This is a genomic window from Pseudoalteromonas sp. AS84 (genome assembly GCF_038900255.1).
GTDB lineage: Bacteria > Pseudomonadota > Gammaproteobacteria > Enterobacterales > Alteromonadaceae > Pseudoalteromonas.
Genome location: NZ_JBBMQY010000003.1, coordinates 18,718 through 40,876 on the forward strand (window position 1 = coordinate 18,718; position 22,159 = coordinate 40,876).

At 40.4% G+C, this 22,159-nt stretch carries 24 protein-coding genes; 22 read left to right on the forward strand and 2 right to left on the reverse strand.

All coding sequences use genetic code 11. The features are described from left to right. Positions 1-15: 15 nt before the first annotated feature. Entirely contained in the window at positions 16-873 is an 858-nt protein-coding gene (gene tesB / locus WNY79_RS04295; RefSeq protein ID WP_002957902.1) for an acyl-CoA thioesterase II, read from the forward strand. A 21-nt stretch (positions 874-894) separates the two neighbouring features. Here tesB and plsB read toward each other — a convergent pair whose 3' ends face one another. Then, a complete protein-coding gene (plsB, locus tag WNY79_RS04300) occupies positions 895-3,333 on the reverse strand; it encodes a glycerol-3-phosphate 1-O-acyltransferase PlsB (RefSeq protein WP_342875251.1) in 2,439 nt (812 codons plus the stop codon). A gap of 418 nt (positions 3,334-3,751) precedes the next feature. On the opposite strand from plsB, the gene rpsJ reads away from it, so the two are divergent. The 21 genes from rpsJ (at position 3,752) to WNY79_RS04405 (ending at position 19,936) form a co-directional block, all read left to right on the forward strand. After that, positions 3,752-4,063: a 30S ribosomal protein S10 gene (rpsJ, locus tag WNY79_RS04305; protein WP_002957900.1), complete on the forward strand. Its 312-nt coding sequence runs from the start codon at positions 3,752-3,754 to the stop codon at positions 4,061-4,063. A gap of 27 nt (positions 4,064-4,090) precedes the next feature. After that, on the forward strand, positions 4,091-4,726 hold the full coding sequence (gene rplC / locus WNY79_RS04310; RefSeq protein WP_002957898.1) for a 50S ribosomal protein L3: 636 nt from the start codon (positions 4,091-4,093) through the stop codon (positions 4,724-4,726). 17 nt (positions 4,727-4,743) lie between these two features. Further along, the gene (gene rplD, locus WNY79_RS04315; RefSeq protein WP_002957897.1) at positions 4,744-5,349 is read left to right on the forward strand and encodes a 50S ribosomal protein L4; all 606 of its coding nucleotides are present in this window, start codon (positions 4,744-4,746) and stop codon (positions 5,347-5,349) included. Then, complete coding sequence (gene rplW, locus WNY79_RS04320; RefSeq protein WP_002957896.1) at positions 5,346-5,648, forward strand: 50S ribosomal protein L23; 303 nt, start codon at positions 5,346-5,348, stop codon at positions 5,646-5,648. The genes rplD and rplW overlap by 4 nt, the downstream gene beginning before the upstream one ends. 15 nt (positions 5,649-5,663) lie before the next feature. Beyond that, positions 5,664-6,488 (forward strand): 50S ribosomal protein L2, encoded by an 825-nt coding sequence (gene rplB, locus WNY79_RS04325; RefSeq protein ID WP_002957895.1) that lies wholly within the window; start codon positions 5,664-5,666, stop codon positions 6,486-6,488. Between the two features lie 15 nt (positions 6,489-6,503). After that, positions 6,504-6,782: a 30S ribosomal protein S19 gene (gene rpsS / locus WNY79_RS04330; protein ID WP_004588689.1), complete on the forward strand. Its 279-nt coding sequence runs from the start codon at positions 6,504-6,506 to the stop codon at positions 6,780-6,782. Positions 6,783-6,795: 13 nt separating this feature from the next. After that, entirely contained in the window at positions 6,796-7,128 is a 333-nt protein-coding gene (rplV, locus tag WNY79_RS04335; RefSeq protein ID WP_002957892.1) for a 50S ribosomal protein L22, read from the forward strand. 11 nt (positions 7,129-7,139) lie between these two features. Further along, a complete protein-coding gene (rpsC, locus tag WNY79_RS04340; RefSeq protein ID WP_002957891.1) occupies positions 7,140-7,841 on the forward strand; it encodes a 30S ribosomal protein S3 in 702 nt (233 codons plus the stop codon). Positions 7,842-7,853: 12 nt separating this feature from the next. Continuing rightward, positions 7,854-8,267, forward strand: a complete 414-nt coding sequence (gene rplP, locus WNY79_RS04345; protein WP_002957890.1) for a 50S ribosomal protein L16 — start codon at positions 7,854-7,856, stop codon at positions 8,265-8,267. Beyond that, positions 8,267-8,458: a 50S ribosomal protein L29 gene (gene rpmC / locus WNY79_RS04350; RefSeq protein ID WP_002957889.1), complete on the forward strand. Its 192-nt coding sequence runs from the start codon at positions 8,267-8,269 to the stop codon at positions 8,456-8,458. The genes rplP and rpmC overlap by 1 nt, the downstream gene beginning before the upstream one ends. Beyond that, a complete protein-coding gene (gene rpsQ / locus WNY79_RS04355; RefSeq protein WP_002957888.1) occupies positions 8,458-8,715 on the forward strand; it encodes a 30S ribosomal protein S17 in 258 nt (85 codons plus the stop codon). Before rpmC ends, rpsQ begins: the two co-directional genes overlap by 1 nt. 485 nt (positions 8,716-9,200) lie before the next feature. After that, on the forward strand, positions 9,201-9,668 hold the full coding sequence (tsaE, locus tag WNY79_RS04360) for a tRNA (adenosine(37)-N6)-threonylcarbamoyltransferase complex ATPase subunit type 1 TsaE (protein ID WP_024600227.1): 468 nt from the start codon (positions 9,201-9,203) through the stop codon (positions 9,666-9,668). A gap of 27 nt (positions 9,669-9,695) precedes the next feature. Continuing rightward, complete coding sequence (locus WNY79_RS04365; RefSeq protein WP_342875252.1) at positions 9,696-11,039, forward strand: N-acetylmuramoyl-L-alanine amidase; 1,344 nt, start codon at positions 9,696-9,698, stop codon at positions 11,037-11,039. Positions 11,040-11,075: 36 nt separating this feature from the next. Continuing rightward, the gene (mutL, locus tag WNY79_RS04370; RefSeq protein ID WP_342875253.1) at positions 11,076-12,929 is read left to right on the forward strand and encodes a DNA mismatch repair endonuclease MutL; all 1,854 of its coding nucleotides are present in this window, start codon (positions 11,076-11,078) and stop codon (positions 12,927-12,929) included. 10 nt (positions 12,930-12,939) lie between these two features. Further along, entirely contained in the window at positions 12,940-13,857 is a 918-nt protein-coding gene (miaA, locus tag WNY79_RS04375; RefSeq protein ID WP_342875254.1) for a tRNA (adenosine(37)-N6)-dimethylallyltransferase MiaA, read from the forward strand. 78 nt (positions 13,858-13,935) lie between these two features. Next, entirely contained in the window at positions 13,936-14,199 is a 264-nt protein-coding gene (gene hfq / locus WNY79_RS04380) for an RNA chaperone Hfq (protein WP_024590569.1), read from the forward strand. Positions 14,200-14,214: 15 nt separating this feature from the next. Next, on the forward strand, positions 14,215-15,504 hold the full coding sequence (gene hflX / locus WNY79_RS04385; RefSeq protein WP_024600223.1) for a ribosome rescue GTPase HflX: 1,290 nt from the start codon (positions 14,215-14,217) through the stop codon (positions 15,502-15,504). Between the two features lie 100 nt (positions 15,505-15,604). After that, positions 15,605-16,774 carry an FtsH protease activity modulator HflK gene (gene hflK / locus WNY79_RS04390; protein WP_010554352.1) on the forward strand — a complete coding sequence of 390 codons (1,170 nt, stop codon included), beginning with the start codon at positions 15,605-15,607 and terminating at the stop codon, positions 16,772-16,774. Between the two features lie 5 nt (positions 16,775-16,779). Next, entirely contained in the window at positions 16,780-17,658 is an 879-nt protein-coding gene (hflC, locus tag WNY79_RS04395) for a protease modulator HflC (protein ID WP_002957880.1), read from the forward strand. 214 nt (positions 17,659-17,872) lie between these two features. Next, positions 17,873-19,186, forward strand: coding sequence for an adenylosuccinate synthase (locus WNY79_RS04400; RefSeq protein ID WP_024600222.1), 1,314 nt, complete (start codon positions 17,873-17,875; stop codon positions 19,184-19,186). A 111-nt stretch (positions 19,187-19,297) separates the two neighbouring features. After that, the gene (locus tag WNY79_RS04405; protein ID WP_024600221.1) at positions 19,298-19,936 is read left to right on the forward strand and encodes a tetratricopeptide repeat protein; all 639 of its coding nucleotides are present in this window, start codon (positions 19,298-19,300) and stop codon (positions 19,934-19,936) included. Between the two features lie 71 nt (positions 19,937-20,007). Here WNY79_RS04405 and WNY79_RS04410 read toward each other — a convergent pair whose 3' ends face one another. Then, a complete protein-coding gene (locus tag WNY79_RS04410) occupies positions 20,008-21,855 on the reverse strand; it encodes a sodium:proton antiporter (protein WP_007586413.1) in 1,848 nt (615 codons plus the stop codon). Between the last annotated feature and the right edge of the window lie 304 nt (positions 21,856-22,159).

The window sequence follows — 22,159 nt, forward strand, 5'->3', positions numbered from 1 at the left end:
AATGAGGAAGAAATAATGAGCCAAGTATTAGATGATTTATTGTCGTTGTTAACACTTGAAGAAATTGAGCAAGGTTTATATCGAGGACAAAGCCAAGATTTAGGCTTTGGTGCTGTGTTTGGCGGTCAAGTTATGGGGCAGGCGCTTTCTGCCGCTAAAGAAACTCTACCTGAGGGGCGTATAGTTCACTCATTGCATTCTTACTTTTTACGCCCAGGCGATCCAGCTAAACCTATAGTTTACGACGTAGAAACTATTCGCGATGGAAAGAGTTTTAGTACTCGCCGAGTAAAAGCGATTCAGTACGGTAAGCCAATTTTTTATATGACAGCGTCATTCCAGGGGGAAGAAAATGGTTTGTCGCATCAAGCAACAATGCCTGATGTACCTGCACCTGAAGAGTTACGTTCATCGCTTGAGTTTTATCAAGATAACGCTTCGCATATCCCTGAAGTCATCCGTAATAAGTTTACGCGTGAAATGCCAATTGAAATGCGACCAGTTACTTTTCATAACCCGTTTAAACCAGAAGTTATGGAGCCGGTAAAGCATATTTGGTTTAAAGCTAATGGTGAAATGCCGGACGATCAGCGCATCCACAATTACTTATTAGCGTACGCCTCTGATTTCGAGTTTTTACCAACAGCATTGCAACCCCATGGTGTATCGTTTATGCAGCCAAATATGCAGGTAGCTACTATTGATCATGCAATGTGGTTTCATCGCCCATTTAGAATGGATGATTGGATTTTGTATTCAATTGATAGTCCAAGTGCGAGTAATGGATGTGGTTTGGTACGTGGACAGTTTTTTGATCGCCAAGGCAACTTAGTTGCCTCAACAATGCAAGAAGGGGTTATGCGCCAGCGCTAACCGCCTTCTATAGATATAGTACTAGTTACACTGATCTTGTACTATATCGCTGATTGACTGCCAGACGCGTGCTGGCAGTAATGTTTTAAGGTGTGCGTAGGTTTCGCATAGTTGTGTACTGCCTACTAAACCTTTATCACCCTCTGTTATTAATGACTCGCCACGTAAGTTTTCAATAAAACTAACAAGTACTTTTTTATCAAAAAACTCAGGTGTTTTAATACCATGCAGTGTACCTAAACGCTGTGCAAGCACTTGGCTCTCTCGTTCTAATTCTGCTTTTTCAATACCATCACTTGTTTGAATAAAACCAATTACAATAGCGTATCGTTGCAGAGTAAAGCTAAGCGCTCGTCCAAGCATTTCTAGCTTAGCTAAGCAGTCATTACTGTTCGTTATATGAATGTTATCGCCATCAAACTCAATTAAATTTTGATCAGCAAAATTAGCTAAAATACGCGTTATATAGTTTTCATCAAGAGGCTGTAAGTACCATTCTTTAACAAATAACGGATAAAACGTTTTTACAAGTTGCTGGCATTGCTCAATAGTTGTGCTGTGTTGTTTAAATAGATGTAGTGCAATTAAGCTTGGAACTGCAAACAAGTGCAATATGTTGTTTCGGTAGTAGTTAAACAATACCTTTTCTTTATCGCTAATAGTAATAATTTCGCCAAATTCATCACTTATAACTTCAAACTTATTAAGCTTTAATGCATGCGTTAGTAATTGCTCTGGTGTTTCGTCTGGGGCTGTTACTTTATCGCTGTAGCTGGCGTCGCGTTGTAAGCGTAGATAAAAATCAAGTTGTGCTAATAGCTTTGGTTTACTCAATGCTTGTTTATCGTTAACCAGCAATATCATCGCTAGTAAGTTAACCGCATTAAGCGCCGCTGCATTATTAATTTTAACCATTACTTGGTCAGCAAGTTTAGTCACTTGTGGTGCTAACCATTGTGGCTTCTGTACATCGGTAGGATGTATTGAGTCACGCCAATCAGGTTGGTTATCATTTAAATATTGGTTAATGGAGATTGGATCACCAAAGTTTAAATTACCACGACCGTAGTTTTTAAGGTTTTTGATTGCCTTAAAAATTCCAAAAATAGATTCGCCTTTTTTATCTTTTCCATCCAGCTCTTTAAGATAGGTGTTAATTTCCATTACGTGCTCGTAGCCAATGTATACAGGAACGATAGATATTGGTCTGTCTATTCCACGTAGCATTGCTTGTAATGTCATTGATAGCATACCCGTTTTAGGTGGAAGCAGACGCCCAGTTCTACTTCGACCGCCTTCTGTATAAAACTTAACAGAGTAACCTTTAATAAATAACTGGCTTAAATACTCTTTGAATATGGCAGAGTAAAGTTTATTGCCTGCAAACGAGCGACGAATGAAAAATGCGCCTGAGCGTCTAAATATGCCTCCGGCAGGAAAAAAATTAAGATTTACGCCTGCAGCAATATGTGGCGGCACTAAACCTAAATGATAAATAGAGTAGGTAAGTAGTAAATAATCCATATGGCTGCGATGGCACGGCATATAGATAATTTCATGGCCTTTATCTGTTAGTTCATGAATTTGCTCTGCGTGCTTAATATCTATACCGTTATAAAGCTTATTCCATAACCAAGTTAAAAATCGCTCGGCCACACGTATCATTGCCTCAGAGTAATTAGCTGCTATTTCATCAAGTAGTTTAAGTGCATTTTGACGGGCTTCGGTTTGGCTAATATTTTTAGCTTTAGCTTCATCTTGAATTGCTTTTTTTATTGTTGGTGACGCTAATAATGAATTAAATAATTGCTCGCGAGAGGGCATTTTAGGACCAGTTGCTGCAAGTTTTTGACGTTTAAAGTGTACGCGTGCAACACGTAACAACTTATGGGGTAATTCACTTACGTCAGCTTTTTCATTTACTAAAAGCGATAAGTCGAGAGGCTGACTGAAGCGAATAAAGTTATCGCGACCTGAAAACAACACCACAAAAATCTTTCTAAACCAGCTAGGAGTTAGAGAGTGTGTAATTAGAGTACGTAATCCTGGCTTTTCTTTACCTGGGTCGCGTCCCCATAAAATAGTAACCGGAACAACTTGTACGTTTTGCTGTCCGCTCTCTATTAAGTACTCAATGATTTGTTTACCTTGAGCTAAAGCATTGGTTGGTTTTGCTTCATCACCAAATAGTGGTGGCGGGTTTTTAATACCAATAAAACGATCTAAATTTTGGTTGCCTAATACTTGCTCTTCGGTTGGGCTAGGTAGACCATTTTTTTTACACGCATGGGCAAGGGCCGCTAAATCAAATCGTGAATTTAAACGCACTATATAAAATGTAGGGTACTCAGGGTTTAGCTCATACTGTTTAATAGGATTTTCTGGCAGCACTTTACTTTTTACAAATAAGCGACTAAATCCAGCAGACATAACATTTAAACAATAATTAAAAATACGCATCGACTCACCATATTGAGAGTATTAAGGCCAAAATTAGCGCAGTAGGATATCATAATATCTAAAAATCCCTTAGTTTGCGTAATTAAGGTGTTAACTTGCTTTATTGACTAACAGTAGAGGTATTAGTTCAAGTATAGCTAGTAAGTATGTATGGGTGCTTATTTAATCAAATTTACTGGCATAGTATTGTTTCTAAATAGTTGTTGCATTTATCACCAATACCTCTATAATACGCAGGCTTTCAAAATTCCTCTGGGAACTAGGAAGGATAAATTAAGCTTGGATTTCAAGCTAATAAACAGGAGTTCCGATTTGGAACTCAACGTAGATATAATCAAACAGCCGGCATCTTAAGTTTTAAGATTGTTTCGGTCGTTTTTTTATGCTCTTTTATATGCTCTTTATATTGAGGTTAAGAATGTCAAATCAACGCATTCGTATTCGCCTAAAAGCTTTTGACCACCGTTTGATTGACCAATCAACGGCAGAAATCGTGGAAACTGCGAAACGCACTGGCGCACAAGTACGTGGTCCAATCCCACTACCTACACGCTTTGAACGTTTTACTGTACTAACTTCACCGCACGTTAATAAAGATGCGCGTGATCAGTACGAGATCCGCACCCATAAACGTCTGATAGACATCGTAGAACCAACTGACAAGACTGTAGACGCGCTTATGCGTTTAGATCTTGCTGCTGGTGTTGATGTTCAAATCAGCCTGGGTTAATCGAAAGATTAGAGAGGTTTTAGGAAAATGGCATTAGGTCTAGTCGGTCGTAAAGTGGGTATGACACGAATCTTCACTGAAGATGGTGTATCTATCCCTGTGACAGTTATTGAAGCGACACCTAACCGCATTGCTCAGATCAAATCTGACGCAACAGACGGTTATAACGCGCTTCAAGTAACCGCAGGCACTAAAAAAGCAAGTCGTGTAAACAAAGCTAAAGCGGGTCATTTCGCTAAAGCTGGTGTTGAAGCGGGTCGCGGTCTGTGGGAATTCCGCCTTAACGGTGGTGAAGGCGATTTTGAAGTAGGCGCTGAGCTTACTGTTGAATTATTCAACGAAATCAACAAGGTTGACGTAACCGGTACTTCTAAAGGTAAAGGTTTCCAAGGTGGTGTTAAGCGCTGGAATTTCAGCATGCAAGACGCTACACATGGTAACTCTCTATCTCACCGTGCTCCTGGTTCAATCGGTCAAAACCAATCACCTGGTAAGGTGTTTAAAGGTAAGAAAATGGCCGGTCATATGGGTGCTGAGCGTGTAACGACTCAAAACTTAGAACTAGTTCGCGTTGACGCTGAGCGTAATTTGCTTTTAGTTAAGGGTGCAGTACCTGGAGCTATTGGCGGTGACGTTATCGTTAAACCAGCTGTTAAAGCATAAGTCCTGGAGATTTAGTGATGGAATTAGCAATTAAAGACGCTTCTGGCGGTCTTGAAGTTTCTGAAGCTACTTTTGGACGTGAGTTTAACGAAGCATTAGTACACCAAGTAGTTGTTGCATACGCAGCAGGTGCTCGTCAAGGTACTCGTGCTCAGAAGACACGTTCTGAAGTAAGCGGTGGTGGTAAAAAACCATGGGCTCAAAAAGGTACTGGCCGTGCACGTGCCGGTACAATCCGTAGCCCAATTTGGCGTTCAGGTGGCGTTAGCTTTGCAGCTAAACCACAAGACCACAGCCAAAAAGTAAACCGTAAAATGTACCGTGGTGCGATTAAAAGCATCTTATCTGAATTAGTTCGTCAAGAGCGTTTAATCGTTGTTGAAAGTTTTGCTCTAGCAGCACCAAAAACTAAAGAACTAGTTGCTAAGCTTAAAGAACTTGAGCTTAAAGATGTTCTTATCGTGACTGAAGAAGTAGATGAAAATCTTTTCTTATCGGCACGTAACCTTTATAAGGTTGACACACGTGATGTAGCTGGTATCGATCCTGTAAGCTTAATTGCTTTCGATAAGGTACTTATTACAGCCGCTGCTGTTAAGCAACTTGAGGAGGCGCTAGCATGATTCGCGAAGAACGTCTTTTAAAAGTGATCCTTGCTCCACATATCTCTGAAAAAAGCACAATTGCTGCTGAAGAAAACAATACTATTGTTTTTAAAGTAGTAAATGACGCAACTAAAGCTGAAATTAAAGTAGCAGTTGAGAAGCTTTTTGAAGTAGAAGTAACTGGTGTTCGCACACTTAACGTTAAGGGTAAAACAAAACGTACTGGCGCACGTTTCGGTCGTCGTAGCGACTGGAAGAAAGCTTACGTTACTCTTAAAGAAGGCAGCGAGCTAGACTTTGTCGGCGGCGCCGAGTAATAAGGGGATAGAATTATGGCACTTCAAAAGTGTAAGCCTACTTCTGCGGGCCGTCGTCACCTAGTTAAAGTGGTTAACTCTGATCTACATAAGGGTAAGCCATACGCACCACTTTTAGAGAAAAACTCTAAATCAGGTGGTCGTAATAACAATGGTCGTATTACGGTTCGTCATATCGGTGGTGGTCATAAACAACACTACCGTTTAATCGATTTTAAACGTACTAAAGATGGCATTCCAGCTACTGTTGAACGTTTAGAATACGATCCAAATCGTAGCGCAAACATCGCTCTTGTATTATATGCAGACGGTGAGCGTCGTTACATTATCGCACCTAAAGGCTTAAAAGCTGGCGATGCAATCCAGTCTGGTGTTGATGCACCAATCAAGCCTGGTAATGCATTACCAATGCGTAATATGCCTGTAGGTTCGACTGTTCACAACGTAGAATTAAAACCAGGTAAAGGTGCTCAAATAGCACGTTCTGCTGGTGCATACGTTCAAATCCTTGCTCGTGATGGTCAATATGTAACATTACGTCTTCGTTCAGGCGAAGTTCGTAAAGTTGAATCTGATTGTCGTGCGACTCTAGGTGAAGTAGGCAATGCTGAGCATATGCTTCGTTCACTTGGTAAAGCAGGTGCAAATCGCTGGCGTGGTATTCGTCCGACAGTTCGTGGTGTTGCCATGAACCCGGTAGATCACCCACACGGTGGTGGTGAAGGTCGTACATCTGGTGGTCGTCATCCTGTGTCTCCATGGGGTAAACCGACTAAAGGTGCGAAGACGCGTAAGAACAAGCGTACGGATAAATTTATAGTACGTCGTCGTACTAAGTAATATTGAGGAATAGCCATGCCACGCTCTCTCAAGAAGGGTCCTTTTATAGACCTACACTTGCTGAAGAAGGTAGAGAAAGCTTTGGAAAGCGGTGAGAAAAAGCCAATTAAAACTTGGAGCCGTCGTTCAATGATCATACCTAACATGATCGGATTGACCATTGCTGTCCATAATGGTCGCCAGCACGTACCAGTTTTCGTTTCTGACGAAATGATCGGTCACAAACTAGGTGAATTTGCACCAACTCGCACTTACCGTGGCCATGCTGCGGATAAGAAAGCGAAGAAACGATAAGAGGGGAAGATAAATGCAAGCATTAGCTAAACATAAATTCGCCTCTGGTTCGGCGCAAAAAGCACGTCTAGTTGCAGATCAGATCCGCGGGTTACCTGTAGATCGCGCACTAGAAATCCTGGCGTACAGCCCTAAGAAAGCCGCTGTATTAGTTAAGAAAGTACTTGAGTCTGCTATTGCTAACGCAGAGCATAACGAAGGTGCTGACATTGATGAGCTTCGTATAACAACGATCTTTGTGGACGATGGTCCTACAATGAAACGTATTATGCCTCGTGCTAAAGGACGCGCAGACCGCATCCTTAAGCGTACAAGCCATATCACTGTTATGGTTTCAGATAGCTAGGAGTATAAGTAATGGGACAAAAAGTTCATCCTACTGGTATTCGCCTAGGTATATCTAAACCTTGGGTTTCTACCTGGTACGCGAGTTCAAAAGATTTCTCTGCACAGCTTTTTGGCGATCACAAAGTTCGTACATTCCTTACAAAGGAATTGAAAACGGCTTCTGTGTCTAAAATCGTTATTGAGCGTCCAGCAAAATCAATCCGAGTAACAATCCACACGGCTCGTCCGGGTGTTGTTATCGGTAAAAAAGGCGAAGACGTAGAAAAATTACGTCAAGCGGTAACTAAAATCGCTGGTGTACCTGCTCAGATTAATATCTCTGAAGTACGTAAACCAGAACTAGATGCACAACTAGTAGCAGACGGCATTGCCTCTCAACTAGAACGTCGTGTTATGTTCCGTCGCGCTATGAAGCGTTCGGTACAAAATGCAATGCGCATCGGTTCTAAAGGGATTAAAGTTGAAGTTAGCGGTCGTCTTGGCGGCGCTGAAATCGCACGTTCAGAATGGTATCGTGAAGGTCGTGTACCTCTACATACTCTTCGTGCTGATATCGATTACGCAACTTCTGAAGCCTTAACCACTTATGGTATCATTGGTGTTAAAGTTTGGATCTTCAAAGGCGAAGTTATTGGTGGTTTACCACTAGTACAAGAGCAAGAGAAGCCAGCTAAACGCGCACCAAAGAAAGCCAAGAAAAGTGCTAAGTAGAGGTAGCGAGTAATGTTACAGCCAAAACGTACAAAATTCCGTAAAATGCACAAAGGCCGCAACCGCGGTTTAGCGCAAAACGGTAACAAAGTAAGCTTCGGTACTTTCGGATTGAAAGCAACTGGCCGTGGCCGTATGACTGCTCGTCAAATCGAAGCAGCTCGTCGTGCTATGACGCGTCACGTGAAACGTCAAGGTAAAATCTGGATTCGTGTCTTCCCTGACAAACCGATTACAGAAAAACCTCTTGAAGTTCGTATGGGTAAAGGTAAAGGTTCTGTTGAATATTGGGTTGCTGAAATTCAGCCTGGTAAAGTACTTTACGAAATGGAAGGTGTTTCAGAAGAGCTTGCTCGTGAAGCGTTTGACCTTGCTGCTCGTAAATTGCCATTCAAAACAACTTTCGTAACTCGGACGGTAATGTGATGAAAGCTAGCGAACTAAAAGATAAAAGCGTAGAAGAGCTTAATGCTGAACTTCTAGGACTACTTCGTGAGCAATTTAATATGCGCATGCAAGCTAGCACTGGTCAGTTAGCTCAGACACACACGCTAAGAACAGTACGCCGCGATATCGCGCGTGTAAAAACAGTTATTAACCAGAAGGCAGGTCAATAATGAGCGATAAAATTCGTACTCTTCAAGGCCGTGTAATCAGCGACAAGATGGAAAAATCTTTCACTATCGCTATCGCACGTTACGTGAAGCACCCAATCTATGGGAAATTCATTAAACGTACGACTAAGTTACACGTACATGACGAAAATAACACAGCAAAAGCGGGTGACGTAGTTACTATCCGTGAATGCGCACCAATTTCTAAGAATAAATCTTGGACTTTAGTGGACGTTATTTCTAGTCCAAAACAAGCTTAATTTTTTAATTAAGTTAGTTTTGTAAAAAGCCCCGGCATTAGCTGGGGCTTTTTGTATTTAAAGCACTCGCAAGCAACAAGCTAGGGTGAGCCGGGGCACTTGGGTTTTGTCTTTATCTGAAAATATAAAGTGGTGTAAAGTAGTGATTGAGAGTTTCATGTGCCAGTTACTTTTTTTGGTAGACGAATTATCTACTAGATCAAAAATAAGATAATGAAATTACACATCTCAGTTAATTTAATGACAACATAGAGTCATCTAATTCATTATGTTGCTTTTACCTTACTCTCTTTTAATTTAAAACTCACTTATCTTATTTTATTACATTAATACAGTTTCAAAGTATCGAAAGTAGTTATCCATATACAACTTTCATCATCATCGAATCTGGTTTTTTTATGTCTAAAACCTCAATTTATCGCCTTAAATTAATATTCTGGTATGATTAGCTAATATGCGCTTTTGAATGAATTTTTGAGGTAGTAATGACGCGTAGTTTTGAATTTCATTTAACTGATGAAGTTGCCACGGTTGCAATGGGGAATTGCGTTGCTGATATTATCGAGCAAGGTGCGGTTATTTATTTACATGGTGATTTAGGTGCGGGTAAAACAACGTTTACACGTGGTGTAGTACAAGGTTTTGGCCATACAGGGAAGGTTAAAAGCCCAACGTATACACTCGTAGAGCCTTATGAACTTGAGCGCGCAAATGTTTATCATTTTGACTTATACCGTTTAGGTGATCCTGAAGAATTAGAATACATGGGTATACGCGATTATTTTTCAACAGATGCAATTTGTGTTGTTGAATGGCCTGAAAAGGGTGGTGAGTTTATTCCTGTGCCTGATTTAGATATTACTCTAAGCTATGTGGGTAACGAACGTAAAATTGTTATTAATAGTGCTAGTGAGCGCGGTATAACAATTGTCGAAAAACTAAATAACAAATAATAATATAGTTAAGGCAGTAATAATCAAATGAGCCGAGGTGCAGTTAAACTTTTTATTTATCTTATGGTTATTACCATAAGCTTGCCGTTGTGGGCCAAAAATACAATTAATAGTGTACGCGTTTGGCCGTCACCGGATAGTACTCGTGTGGTATTTGATTTAAATGATAAGCCCGACTTTAGCTATTTTATGCTTAAAAATCCTAGCCGTTTAGTGGTTGACTTAGAGAACACTAGCGAGTTAAAAATATTGCCAGGTGTGCCGCCAAAATATCAAATAGTAAGCAAATTACGTTACTCAAAGCCTAAAAATAAACAAAGCGTGCGTTTGGTATTTGAATTAAGTGCGCCAACAAAGCCTGTTGTATTTGCTTTAGCGCCTACCGATCCTTATAAAAATAGACTCGTTGTTGATTTATATAATAAGAGCCAAGCAAAAACTGTTGTATCACCTGCACAAACAGCGGCTAAAAATCGCCAATTAAGCCAAGAACGAGATATCGTTATTGCAATTGATGCAGGGCATGGCGGCGAAGATCCAGGTTCAATTGGTCCATCTGGCACGTACGAAAAAACAGTAACACTGCAAATTGCAAAACGCCTTGAGCGCATGATTGATGGCGAGCGTGGGATGATTTCGCGCATGGTACGAAGCGGTGACTATTTTGTAAAACTTAATACGCGTACTAACCGTGCTCGTGAAAAAAAAGCTGACTTTTTTGTTTCTATTCATGCTGATGCATTTACAAGCCCTGGACCAAATGGTGCCTCTGTTTGGGTATTGTCGTTAAGGCGTGCTAATTCAGAAATAGGTAAATGGATAGAAGATAAAGAAAAACACTCTGAGCTTTTAGGTGGCGCTGCTGATGTAATGAAAGATGCCGCTAACGAAAAATACTTAGCTCAAGCATTGCTTGATATGTCGATGGATCACTCTATGAAAACCGGCTTAAACGTAGCTGACGAAGTTGTTAAAGAGCTCAGTAAAGTTGCTAAATTGCATAAAAAAGATCCCCAACATGCGAGTCTTGCTGTACTTAAATCACCAGATATCCCGTCAATTTTAGTAGAAACAGGGTTTATATCTAATCCACGAGAAGAAAAGCTGCTTAAAAGCGCTAACCATCAAGAACGTTTGGCTAAAGCTATATTCACTTCAATTAAAAATTACTATTTAAAAAATCCACCGGATGATTCTTTGTTTGCTAAATTAAAATCGCAATATCCAACAAAGCACAAGGTACGCCCGGGTGAATCTTTAAGTATGCTGGCGAGTCGCTATGGCGTTACAATTACTGAATTAAAACAAGTTAATAAGCTTAGCTCTAATACTTTATTTATTGGGCAAGAGCTAGATATACCGCAAAGTTAGTCATTATTATTAGCGCAATGCTTGCTAGGAAATCTCATGAATATTGAAATACTACCCGCGCGTTTAGCTAACCAAATTGCCGCAGGCGAAGTGGTTGAACGCCCCGCGTCGGTAGTAAAAGAACTGGTCGAAAACAGTTTAGATGCTGGCGCTACACGTATTCAAATAGATATTGAGCGTGGTGGTCATAAGCTTATTCGTATTCGTGACAACGGCTCAGGGATAAGTAAAGATGAGCTAACGCTTGCACTTTCTCGTCACGCTACCAGTAAATTAAAGTCACTTGATGATCTCGAAAATATTTGTTCACTTGGCTTTAGAGGCGAAGCGCTTGCGTCAATTAGCTCCGTATCGCGTTTAACGCTGAGTTCAAAACCAAAAGATCAAGAAGCAGCTTGGCAAGCATTTGCAGAAGGTCGCGATATGGCCGTGCAAGTAAAGCCAGTAGCGCACCCTGATGGCACAACCATTGAAGTAAAAGATTTATTTTTTAACACCCCAGCTCGTCGTAAATTTTTGCGTACCGAAAAGACTGAATTCAGTCATATTGATGAATTGATAAAGCGTATTGCGCTTAGTCGCTTTGATGTTTCTATTACACTAACTCACAACGAAAAAGTAGTAAGGCAATATCGTGCGAAGACAGATCCTTCTCAAGCTATTACACGTGTGGCACAAGTTGCAGGTAAGGCCTTTGCAGAGCAAGGTTTACATATTCAATCAGGCGAGGGCGGCCTACAGCTGCATGGCTGGGTGTTACCTGTCGGTTCAGCTAATACGACTCAATATACTTATGTAAACAATCGCATGATGCGCGATAAGCTTATTTTGCATGCTATACGCCAAGCATTTGAAGAGGTAAGTGGCACTCAAGAGCTTCCAGGGTTTGTTATTTATATTGATATTGACCCACGACAGGTTGATGTAAATGTTCACCCTGCCAAACATGAAGTGCGCTTTCATCAAGGGCGCTTAATTCATGACTTTATATTGCAAGCTATTAAGCAAGTGGTAGTGCCGCTGCAAGGTGAGTTTACGAATGAACCGTTTGGCTCTGAGGTGGAATCTGCGCCTGTGTTAATGGGGTCAACGCATATTAGCGCTAATAATATAGAAAGCGAAGGTGTGTTTGATTACCCTAAATCGCAATTACAGCCCTCTTACTCTGGAAGTGCTGGTAGCTCAAGTTCGTCCTCAGGTACTAGAAGTGTTGGCGGTAGCGGTGCATACCGTGCTACACCAAGTACGAGCCATCATGACGTAAATGCGTTTTATCAAGGTGTAAGTGAGCAACACGCTGCGCATTTTGATAACGTAGCAAATATACCAGCAACACAGCAGCAGTTTGAGTCAGCGCATAATGTTTTAAAGGTTGTTTCCATCATCAGTATTAATGAAGGTGTGTGTGTATTTAGTGAAGAGCAGCAATTGTATTGCTCACATTTCAAATATGCATTAGTAGATGATTGGCATACACAAATCAAGGAGCTTGGTAGCTTAGAAGGGAAAGCCCTTTTGCTGCCCGTAAGAGTAAACCTATCGAAAGAAGATTGCTTGCTCATAAAAGCACAGCAATCATGGTTTACTTTACTTGGTTTTGAACTCGTAATAGAAAAACAGTTTGTAATGGTTAAAAAATTGCCAGCGTGCTTATATTTACTTGATGTAAGTACCGCGATAGGTGAGTTACTTAATGGATGTAAAGCGGAGCTTGAAAATATAGAGAGTTGGTTAGAGTGGCAGATGAAATGTGTACCAACTCGATTTTATTTGAGCAATGTATTTTTAGCGCAACAAATGCGCTTACAAAATAATCCGCAAACTATTGAACGCTTGCGCGAAAAAGCAGTTAAAATAGAGCTAAATCACTATTTAACGCAATTAGATTAAGGTATCAGTGTTGAGTAATTTACCAGTCATATTTTTAATGGGTCCAACTGCTGCTGGTAAAACAGCATTGGCAATCTCACTGTGCGAGCATTTAAATACAGAGATAATCAGCGTTGATTCAGCGTTAGTGTATAAAGATATGGACATTGGTACTGCAAAACCCGATGCAGAAGAACTTGCTAAAGCTCCGCATCATCTGATTGACTTGCTCGATCCGAGTGAAACATATTCAGTTGCTGATTTTAGGCGTGATGCAGTACAAAAAATTGACGAATTTCATAGACAAGGTAAAGTGCCTGTATTGGTTGGAGGTACAATGTTGTACTTTAAATCTTTAATTGATGGTTTATCGCCTTTACCTGAAGCAGATCCTGTAATAAGAGCTGAGTTAGAAGTACAAGCTAAAGAATTTGGCTGGCCTCATTTGTATAAAGAATTAGCTAAAGTTGATCCAAAAGCAGCCGAAAAAATAAGTGAAAATGATTCACAAAGAATTAATCGAGCTTTAGAGGTTTATAGATTAACTGGTAAGACCATGACTGAGTTGCAAAAGCAAAAGCAGCCGGCTTTACCTTATACTTTTCATCAATTTGCGATTGCACCGCAAGAACGCAGCGAATTACACCGCCGAATTGAAGAAAGGTTTAAAATAATGATTGATCAGGGGTTTGAAAATGAAGTTTCGACCCTATATCTACGTAAGGATTTACACCCCAATATGCCTTCTATTCGTTGTGTTGGTTATAGACAAATGTGGGATTACCTTGCGGGTGAAACAAACCATGATGAAATGGTTTTTCGTGGCATCGCAGCAACACGTCAATTGGCAAAACGTCAGTTAACGTGGCTTCGTAGCTGGCCTGATGTTACGTGGTTAACAACAGGTGACGAAGAAAACTTGCATCGTGTAGTAAGTTCGCTAAGCTAGTAGTAGTTGAATATTGTTTTTTATCAAATAAGTTCAGCCACTTAATTATAATAACACCTAGAACGAAGGAACAATAACATGGCAAAAGGCCAATCGTTACAAGACCCATTTTTGAATGCACTACGACGTGAGCGCATTCCAGTATCAATCTTTTTGGTAAATGGCATAAAATTACAAGGCAAAATTCAGTCATTTGACCAATTTGTTATTTTACTAGAGAACACCGTAAATCAAATGGTTTATAAGCATGCAATTTCAACAGTTGTCCCTGCTCGTGCAGTTAACTTCCAAGCAGTTCAAGGGAGTGAAGAAACTGAAGAGCCAGAAGCTGGTAACTTTTAATTAGGAGCATAATGTTTGTTTGACCGCTATGAATCCGGCGAACAGGCAATTTTAGTTCATATCGACCTACCTAAAGAAGGGGATCGTGAAGATCTTCATGAATTAGAGATGTTGGTATCTTCTGCTGGTGTTAGTAGTTTGGCGGTTGTGCAAGGCAGCCGTCAAGCACCACATCCGAAACTATTCGTCGGTACCGGTAAAGCAGAAGAAATAGCTGAGATTGTTAAAATCCACAATGCAGATGTCGTAATTTTCAATCATCAACTCAGGCCGTCACAAGAGCGTAATTTAGAGCGTGTTTGTCAGTGTCGTGTGCTTGATAGAACGACGCTAATTCTTGATATTTTTGCCCAACGTGCACGTACCCATGAAGGTAAGCTGCAGGTTGAATTGGCACAACTTCGCCATATGTCGACTCGATTAATTCGTGGCTGGACCCATCTTGAACGCCAAAAAGGCGGGATTGGTTTACGTGGACCTGGTGAAACCCAACTTGAAACCGATAGGCGATTACTTCGTGCCCGTATTCAAAATATTCGTGCGCGTTTAGCTAAAGTAGCAGTGCAACGCGAACAAGGTAGGCGAGCTCGTACTCGTAACGAAATACCTACGGTATCGTTAGTTGGCTATACTAATGCGGGTAAATCTACATTATTTAATCGAATTACGAATTCAGATGTATACGCCGCCGATCAGTTGTTTGCAACGCTTGACCCGACTCTACGTAAGCTTGAATTAGGTGATGTTGGTCCTGTTATCTTAGCTGATACAGTGGGCTTTATTCGTCATTTACCGCACGACTTAGTTGCTGCTTTTAAAGCAACGCTAACTGAAACTCGTGAAGCTGATTTACAATTACATGTAATTGACGCAGCAGACTCTCGTCTTCAAGAAAATATTGAACAAGTACAATCGGTGCTTAAAGAAATTGAAGCCGATGAAGTACCACAGTTATTAATTTATAATAAAATTGATGCGCTGGATAACGTAAGCCCACGTATTGATCGAGATGACGAAGGCCAACCTATAAGAGTGTGGCTTAGCGCTCAGACTGGTGAAGGGTGTGAATTACTTAGTGAGGCTATTAGTGAACTACTTGCTAAGAAGATGTTTAACGAAACATTATTTCTTACGCCATTGTATGGTCGCCTAAGAGCTGCATTGTTTAGTTTAAATGCAGTACATGAAGAACGCTTTGATGAGCAAGGTAATTGGCTGTTAGATGTTAGAATGCCAATGGTTGAGTGGAATCGTTTAATTAAAGAATTTGGTCCTGAAATTGCTGGTTTTATCTACCGTAATTAAAAATTGACGTTTTAATGTCGGTTTTTGTATGAGAAACGCGGTAGATTTGTTAGATTTAACACAATTTCCTAATTTATTTAGATAACAATGGAGTATAGCTATGGCCTGGAATGAACCGGGTAATAATGGCAATGACAAAGATCCGTGGAATAATAAAGGCGGACGTGATCAAGGCCCACCTGATTTAGACGAGGTGTTCCGCAAGTTTAGTAACAAGTTCGGCGGCTTATTTGGCGGGAAAAAATCCGGCAATGGTAGCGGCGGTGGACTTGGCGGAGCCGGTATTTCATTCATACTTATTATCGCCGTTATTGTATGGGCGTTAAGTGGTATTTATACGGTTAAAGAAGCCGAGCGTGGTGTAGTTCTACAATTTGGTAAATATGACCGAATTGCTGATCCCGGCCTGCGTTGGAAAATGACTTTCATCGAAACGGTAATCCCAGTAGATATTGAAGCAGTTCGTTCACTATCGGCTTCTGGTTTTATGCTTACTGAAGACGAAAACGTAGTGAGCGTAGAGTTTCAGGTGCAATACCGTGTTATTGACCCATATCTTTATGAGTTTAGCGTAACCAACGCTGATAGTAGCTTAGAAGAAGCGCTAGACAGTGCACTACGTTATGTTGTGGGCCATGCAAAAATGGACCAAGTATTAACTAATGGCCGTGAGGTTGTTCGTCAAAATACATGGGATGAGCTTAATAAGATTATCGAACCATATAACTTAGGTTTAATTGTTACTGACGTGAACTTTAAAGACTCTCGTCCGCCAACCGAAGTTAAAGATGCATTTGATGATGCGATTGCTGCACAAGAAGATGAAGAACGTTTCATCCGTGAAGCAGAAGCATATGCTCGTGAAATTGAGCCTCGTGCTCGTGGTCAAGTAACGCGTATGACTCAAGAAGCTGAAGGTTACCAAGAGCGTATAACATTAGAAGCACAAGGTGAGGTAGCTCGCTTTGAAAAGCTATTACCTGAATATCAAGCAGCTAAAGAAGTTACTCGTGAGCGCTTATACATTGATGCAATGGAAGAAGTGCTAGGCAGTAGCTCTAAAATATTGGTTGATGTTAAAGGCGGTAATAACATGCTTTATTTACCTCTTGATAAGATTATGGATAAGCAAGGGACAGCAACACGTGTTGCACTTCCAAGCTCTAGTGATATTCAAGATTTACGTAATAAAGTAAATACGTCGCGTAATAGCTCTGTTAACAGTGGCAATGACCGCTTTAACAACGACCGCTTTAATGATGGGAGATAATCATAATGAAAAACTTTAGTTTAGTAATACTATTAGCTGCCATTGTTATGTCTTTCTCATCGGTATTTGTTGTACCTGAAGGGCAAAAAGCAATTGTAATGTTATTCAGTAAAGTACAAAAAGATAGCGACGACAAAGCGATTGTATATGGCCCAGGCCTACAATTTAAGGTGCCATTTTTTAGCCAAGTACGTCGCATTGATGCACGTATTCAAACGCTAGATGGTGCGCCAGACCGTTTTGTTACTAGTGAGAAAAAAGACTTAATTGTTGATTCGTTTGTAAAATGGCGTGTTAACGACTTTAGCGCTTTTTACTTACGTGCACGTGGCGATAAGCAATACGCTGAAACGCTACTTAAACAAAAAGTAAATAATGGTCTTCGTACAAACTTTGGTACACGTACAATTCGTGAAATTGTATCGGGTGAGCGTAGCGAATTGATGGAAGAAGCGTTAGTACAAGCTTCTGAAAGTGCGCGTGAGCTTGGTATTGAAGTACTAGACGTACGTGTTAAGCAAATTAACCTACCACAAGAAGTAAGTAGCTCTATTTACCAACGTATGCGCGCTGAGCGTACTGCTGTTGCAAAAGAGCACCGTTCTGAAGGTCAGGAAAAAGCTGAGACCATTCGTGCTGGTGTTGACCGTCGTGTCACAGTAATGCTTGCCGACGCGGAGCGTAATGCGCGTTCTGTACGTGGTCAAGGTGATGCTGACGCTGCTGGTATTTATGCTAATGCGTATAACAAAGACCCTGAGTTCTTTAGTTTTGTGCGCTCGCTTGAAGCTTATAAAAAGACTTTTAAAGATAAGCAAGACGTTATGGTGCTTTCACCAGATAGCGACTTCTTTCAATATATGAAAGGTGCTAAAGCTCAATAAGCTTTACCTTAATTATTTAAAAGTTAAAAAGCCTCGCATTTGCGGGGCTTTTTGTTAAATGCTATTTGTAATCATAAATCACTGTTATTTATGTGGTTATTAGCTGATATTTCGGTAGAACAGTTACGCGCAGAAAAAATAAGCTGAACAGGGGTGATCTTTACTTTAGTTTTCTGGTAAAATCTCGTCCTAATTTTCTCTAAGTGAATTTACGATGGGTAAAAACGTTGTTGTATTAGGCACCCAATGGGGTGACGAAGGAAAGGGTAAGGTAGTTGATCTCCTTACAGACAAAGCATCTTTAGTAGTTCGTTATCAAGGTGGCCACAATGCGGGTCATACTTTAGTTATCGAAGGTGAAAAGACGGTTCTACACCTTATTCCATCGGGTGTATTACGTGACAATGTTAAATGTGTGATTGGTAATGGTGTAGTTTTATCACCAGAAGCGCTAATGAGAGAAATTGGCATGCTTGAAGAACGTGGCGTACCAGTACGCGAGCGTCTTTTAATAAGTGAAGCATGTCCACTAATCTTGCCTTTCCATGTTGCATTAGATGTAGCCCGCGAAACTGCTCGTGGCGATAAGCCAATTGGTACAACTGGTCGTGGTATCGGTCCAGCGTACGAAGATAAAGTGGCGCGCCGTGGTTTACGCGTAGGTGATTTATTTAATCCTGAAGTTTTTGCAGCTAAATTAAAAGAAGTTCTTGAGTACCATAACTTCACTTTAGTTAACTACTACAAAGTAGATGCTGTAGATTTTCAAAAAACGTTTGATGATGCAATGGCTGTTGCAGATATCTTAAAAGCAATGGTTGTAGATGTAACTGAGCTTTTAGATCAAACGCGTTTAGCAGGCGAAAACATTTTATTTGAAGGTGCACAAGGTACATTACTTGATATCGATCACGGTACTTATCCTTATGTAACATCTTCAAACACAACTGCCGGTGGCGTTGCTACTGGTGCTGGTTTTGGTCCACTAAACCTTGATTACGTTTTAGGTATTATTAAAGCGTACACGACACGTGTTGGTTCAGGTCCTTTCCCTACAGAGCTTTATGATGGTCTTGAAAAACAAGATCCAGTAGGTAAGCACTTAGGTGATAAAGGTCATGAATTTGGCGCAACAACAGGTCGACTTCGTCGTACTGGTTGGTTAGATGCAGTGGCTATGCGCCGTGCAGTTCAAATCAACAGTATTTCAGGTTTTTGTTTAACTAAGCTTGATGTTTTAGATGGCTTAGAAACACTTAAAATCTGTACTGGTTATAAGCTTGAAGATGGCACTGTTACTAACATAACGCCATTAGCAGCAGAAGGTTACGATAAAGTAACGCCAGTATACGAAGAAATGCCAGGTTGGTCAGAAAACACTGTTGGTGTAACAAGCCTAGACGGTTTACCAAAAGCGGCGATTGACTACATCAAGCGTATTGAAGAAATTACGGGTGTTCCGATTGATATTATCTCTACAGGTCCAGACCGTGTAGAAACTATGGTACTTCGCAACCCGTTTGCGTAATTACTATTAGATTGAAAAAAGCTGCTTAGTGCAGCTTTTTTTATATCTAAAATTCACCTTGGAACGATCTTTGTATACTATTTAGTAGGTTTATTTTTAAAAGTGGTGAACATGCATTTATTTTCTCGTAATTGCGTATTAAAGCTTTCATTTATTTCATTAGCTTTATTTATATCAACCAATAGCTTAGCTACGGAAAGTCCAGCAGCCGTACCGCTGTATACAGAATCTGAGCTAATTGCGTTAATAAATAAAAACACGCATTTAGCGCGCGTAAAGGCAGATGATTGCCAGTTGGTACAAGATATAGAAGCACGAGCCAATAAAATGGCATTGCCGTCTTATCAGTTTTTGTATGGCGATATGCTGGCTTATAACGTATGTGTCGATCGAAATGTAGAGTTAGGTGTGTATTACATGCGAAAAGCGGCTGAGCAAGGCTTAGCGGCAGCGCTAGAGCAATTGGGGCGTTACTACGACACAGGGCGTTTAGTTCAGCAAGATAAAGCAATGGCAATTACGTATTTGCGTGAGGCATCGTCGCAAGGCAATTTAAAAGCACAATTACGTTTAGTTAAATTATTTAATGATGGCTATGGCAGCCCGCGTGATTTTGAAGATGCCTATCGTTGGCTATTTAATTCTATGGTGGCAGATAAATCGACTCATAAAAAAATTGAGCGAGCGTTGACTAAGTTAGCGCAAAAAATGCCAGATAGTGTGGTTGCGCGAGCTCGTCTTCCTATTTAATGGCCCTTAAAAAACAAAACCCTAACTTTTTAAGTTAGGGTTTTTTGAGTTTTTACAGGTAGTAAAAGTGTTTAACTTTCTTCTTTAGCCTTTGTTTGCGGGTCTTTTAAAACCGACATTTTAGGCGGCTGTAATGCAACAACACGCTCGCCTTCTTGCGGCGGTTTTTCCATGTTGATTGTAAATGGTCTTAGTTTAATTGGCGTATCGTCGTCGCTGTCTTTATCACCTTTAAGAATAAATAAAGGGATAGCCTCAGGGTTCATTTCTAGGTATTGCTCCCAGCTAAACTCATCCGAGATACGTGTTGAACTAACCTTACCGCCTTTAGCTATAATACTGCTCAAACGTGCATATGAACCTTCGTCGCCAAACAGTATTTGTCTGGATAAAAACGTTGCGCTGTCTTTATTTGCTTTAGCATGCGACGTTGATGAGCGAAGCGAGAATACATTTTTTTCATTAAGTAAATGCGAAAAGTATTGAACGCCTAGCGCATTATGATGACGATTTGGCGATAGCGCTAAGACACTGCGAATAGTTGTCAGAGGTAAATAGCGTTCAGCATGCTCTGACTGTGGGTTACCGTAATAACAAGCTAAGCCATCCATACGTGCCATTCTGCAGTTTTCCCATGCAGGATCTGAAAGGTGAACCGGAATATTCTGCTCTTGTAAGCCACGCCCAATTGCACGTGATACATGGTTCGCACCAATAATTAATATTGTGTTTGGTGATGGTTGGCGAACACCTAATAGCTTAGCAACAGGAATGGCTGTTAAGCTTTGCAGTACAACCGTAATGATGATCACTGTAAATATGAGTGGCACCATTTTTTCAGCATCAGCAACGCCAGCTTCCATCATGCTTAGTGCAAATACCGACCCAACGGCTGCGGCAACTATACCCCGAGGAGCAATCCAAGCAAGTACCAAGCGAGACTTCATTGGTAGGTCAGTACCAAAGGTCGAAATAGCAATACACAGTGGGCGTGCAACAAAAAGCACAATAGCTAAAAATATAAATACGTCGCTGTCGAGCATCATCAAATCAGAAAGCTGTAAGCGTGCTGCAAGTAAAATAAACAGCGTTGATATTAATATCATCGACAAGTCTTCTTTGAACTCAAGTACAGAATCTATTTCTAAATCGTCTTGGTTCGCAAGCCATATACCAAATACAGTCACTGCCAATAAACCTGATTCATGGCTTAAATAGTTTGATACAGAAAAACTAATAAGTACTAGCGCTAAAATCCCAAACTTATGTAATTCAAATGGCAGCCACTCGCGACGCATTAATAGTGTTGTTAGCCAACCAGCGGCAACACCAATACTTAAACCAACACCTAGGGTTTTAACTAAAGCAATAATAGTATGACTAAATACTTCGCCTTGGCCTACAAGCATTACGGCTTCAAATACCAATACAGCAAATAATGCGCCAATAGGGTCTATTACAATACCTTCCCAGCGAAGTATGCGGTCTATATCTTGTGTTGGGCGCATTGAGTTTAATAACGGTGCTATAACGGTAGGGCCTGTTACAACTAGCACTGCGCCCAATACTGCAGCTACACGCCAATTAAGCTCAAGCAACCAGTAGGCGCTAAGGCTAATAATAATACAGGTAGTAAGCATACCGATTGAGCAGAGGTTTCTTACGACTTTTCCTATCCCTTTTAATTCCCTGAAATGCAGAGTTAAGGAACCTTCAAATAAAATGATGGCAACGCTTAGAGATACTACTGGAAACAGTAAATCACCTAAAAGCGCATCAGGGTCTAAAACACCGCTAAATGGTCCAAGTAAAAGACCAGTAAGCAATAAAAAAAGAATAGCGGGTACTCTAAAAGCCCACGCGACCCATTGGGCAAGCACAGAGCAAAGTGCGATACCGGCTATGTAAATTGCTGACATAGATTAAGAATTCCTTATTTATGACGATATGTTTAGAAAGTATAACTTTTGTTAATTATTAATACAGGGGTATACACCGGAAACTCAAATATTACTAATCAATTTTAGCTGCTTATAAAAGATTAGTACGCTTAAATCATTTAACGAGAGCTTAGCTAGCTTATTTTAATGTGTATTAATTGTTTAATTTATTGAATTTTAATAACAATATAAAAAATGTGAGTGTTTTGTAATAATCTAGTTCGATTTTTAACCTTGATTTTAAAGGGGTATTTAGTGTATTATGCTTCGTGTTCTAATAATT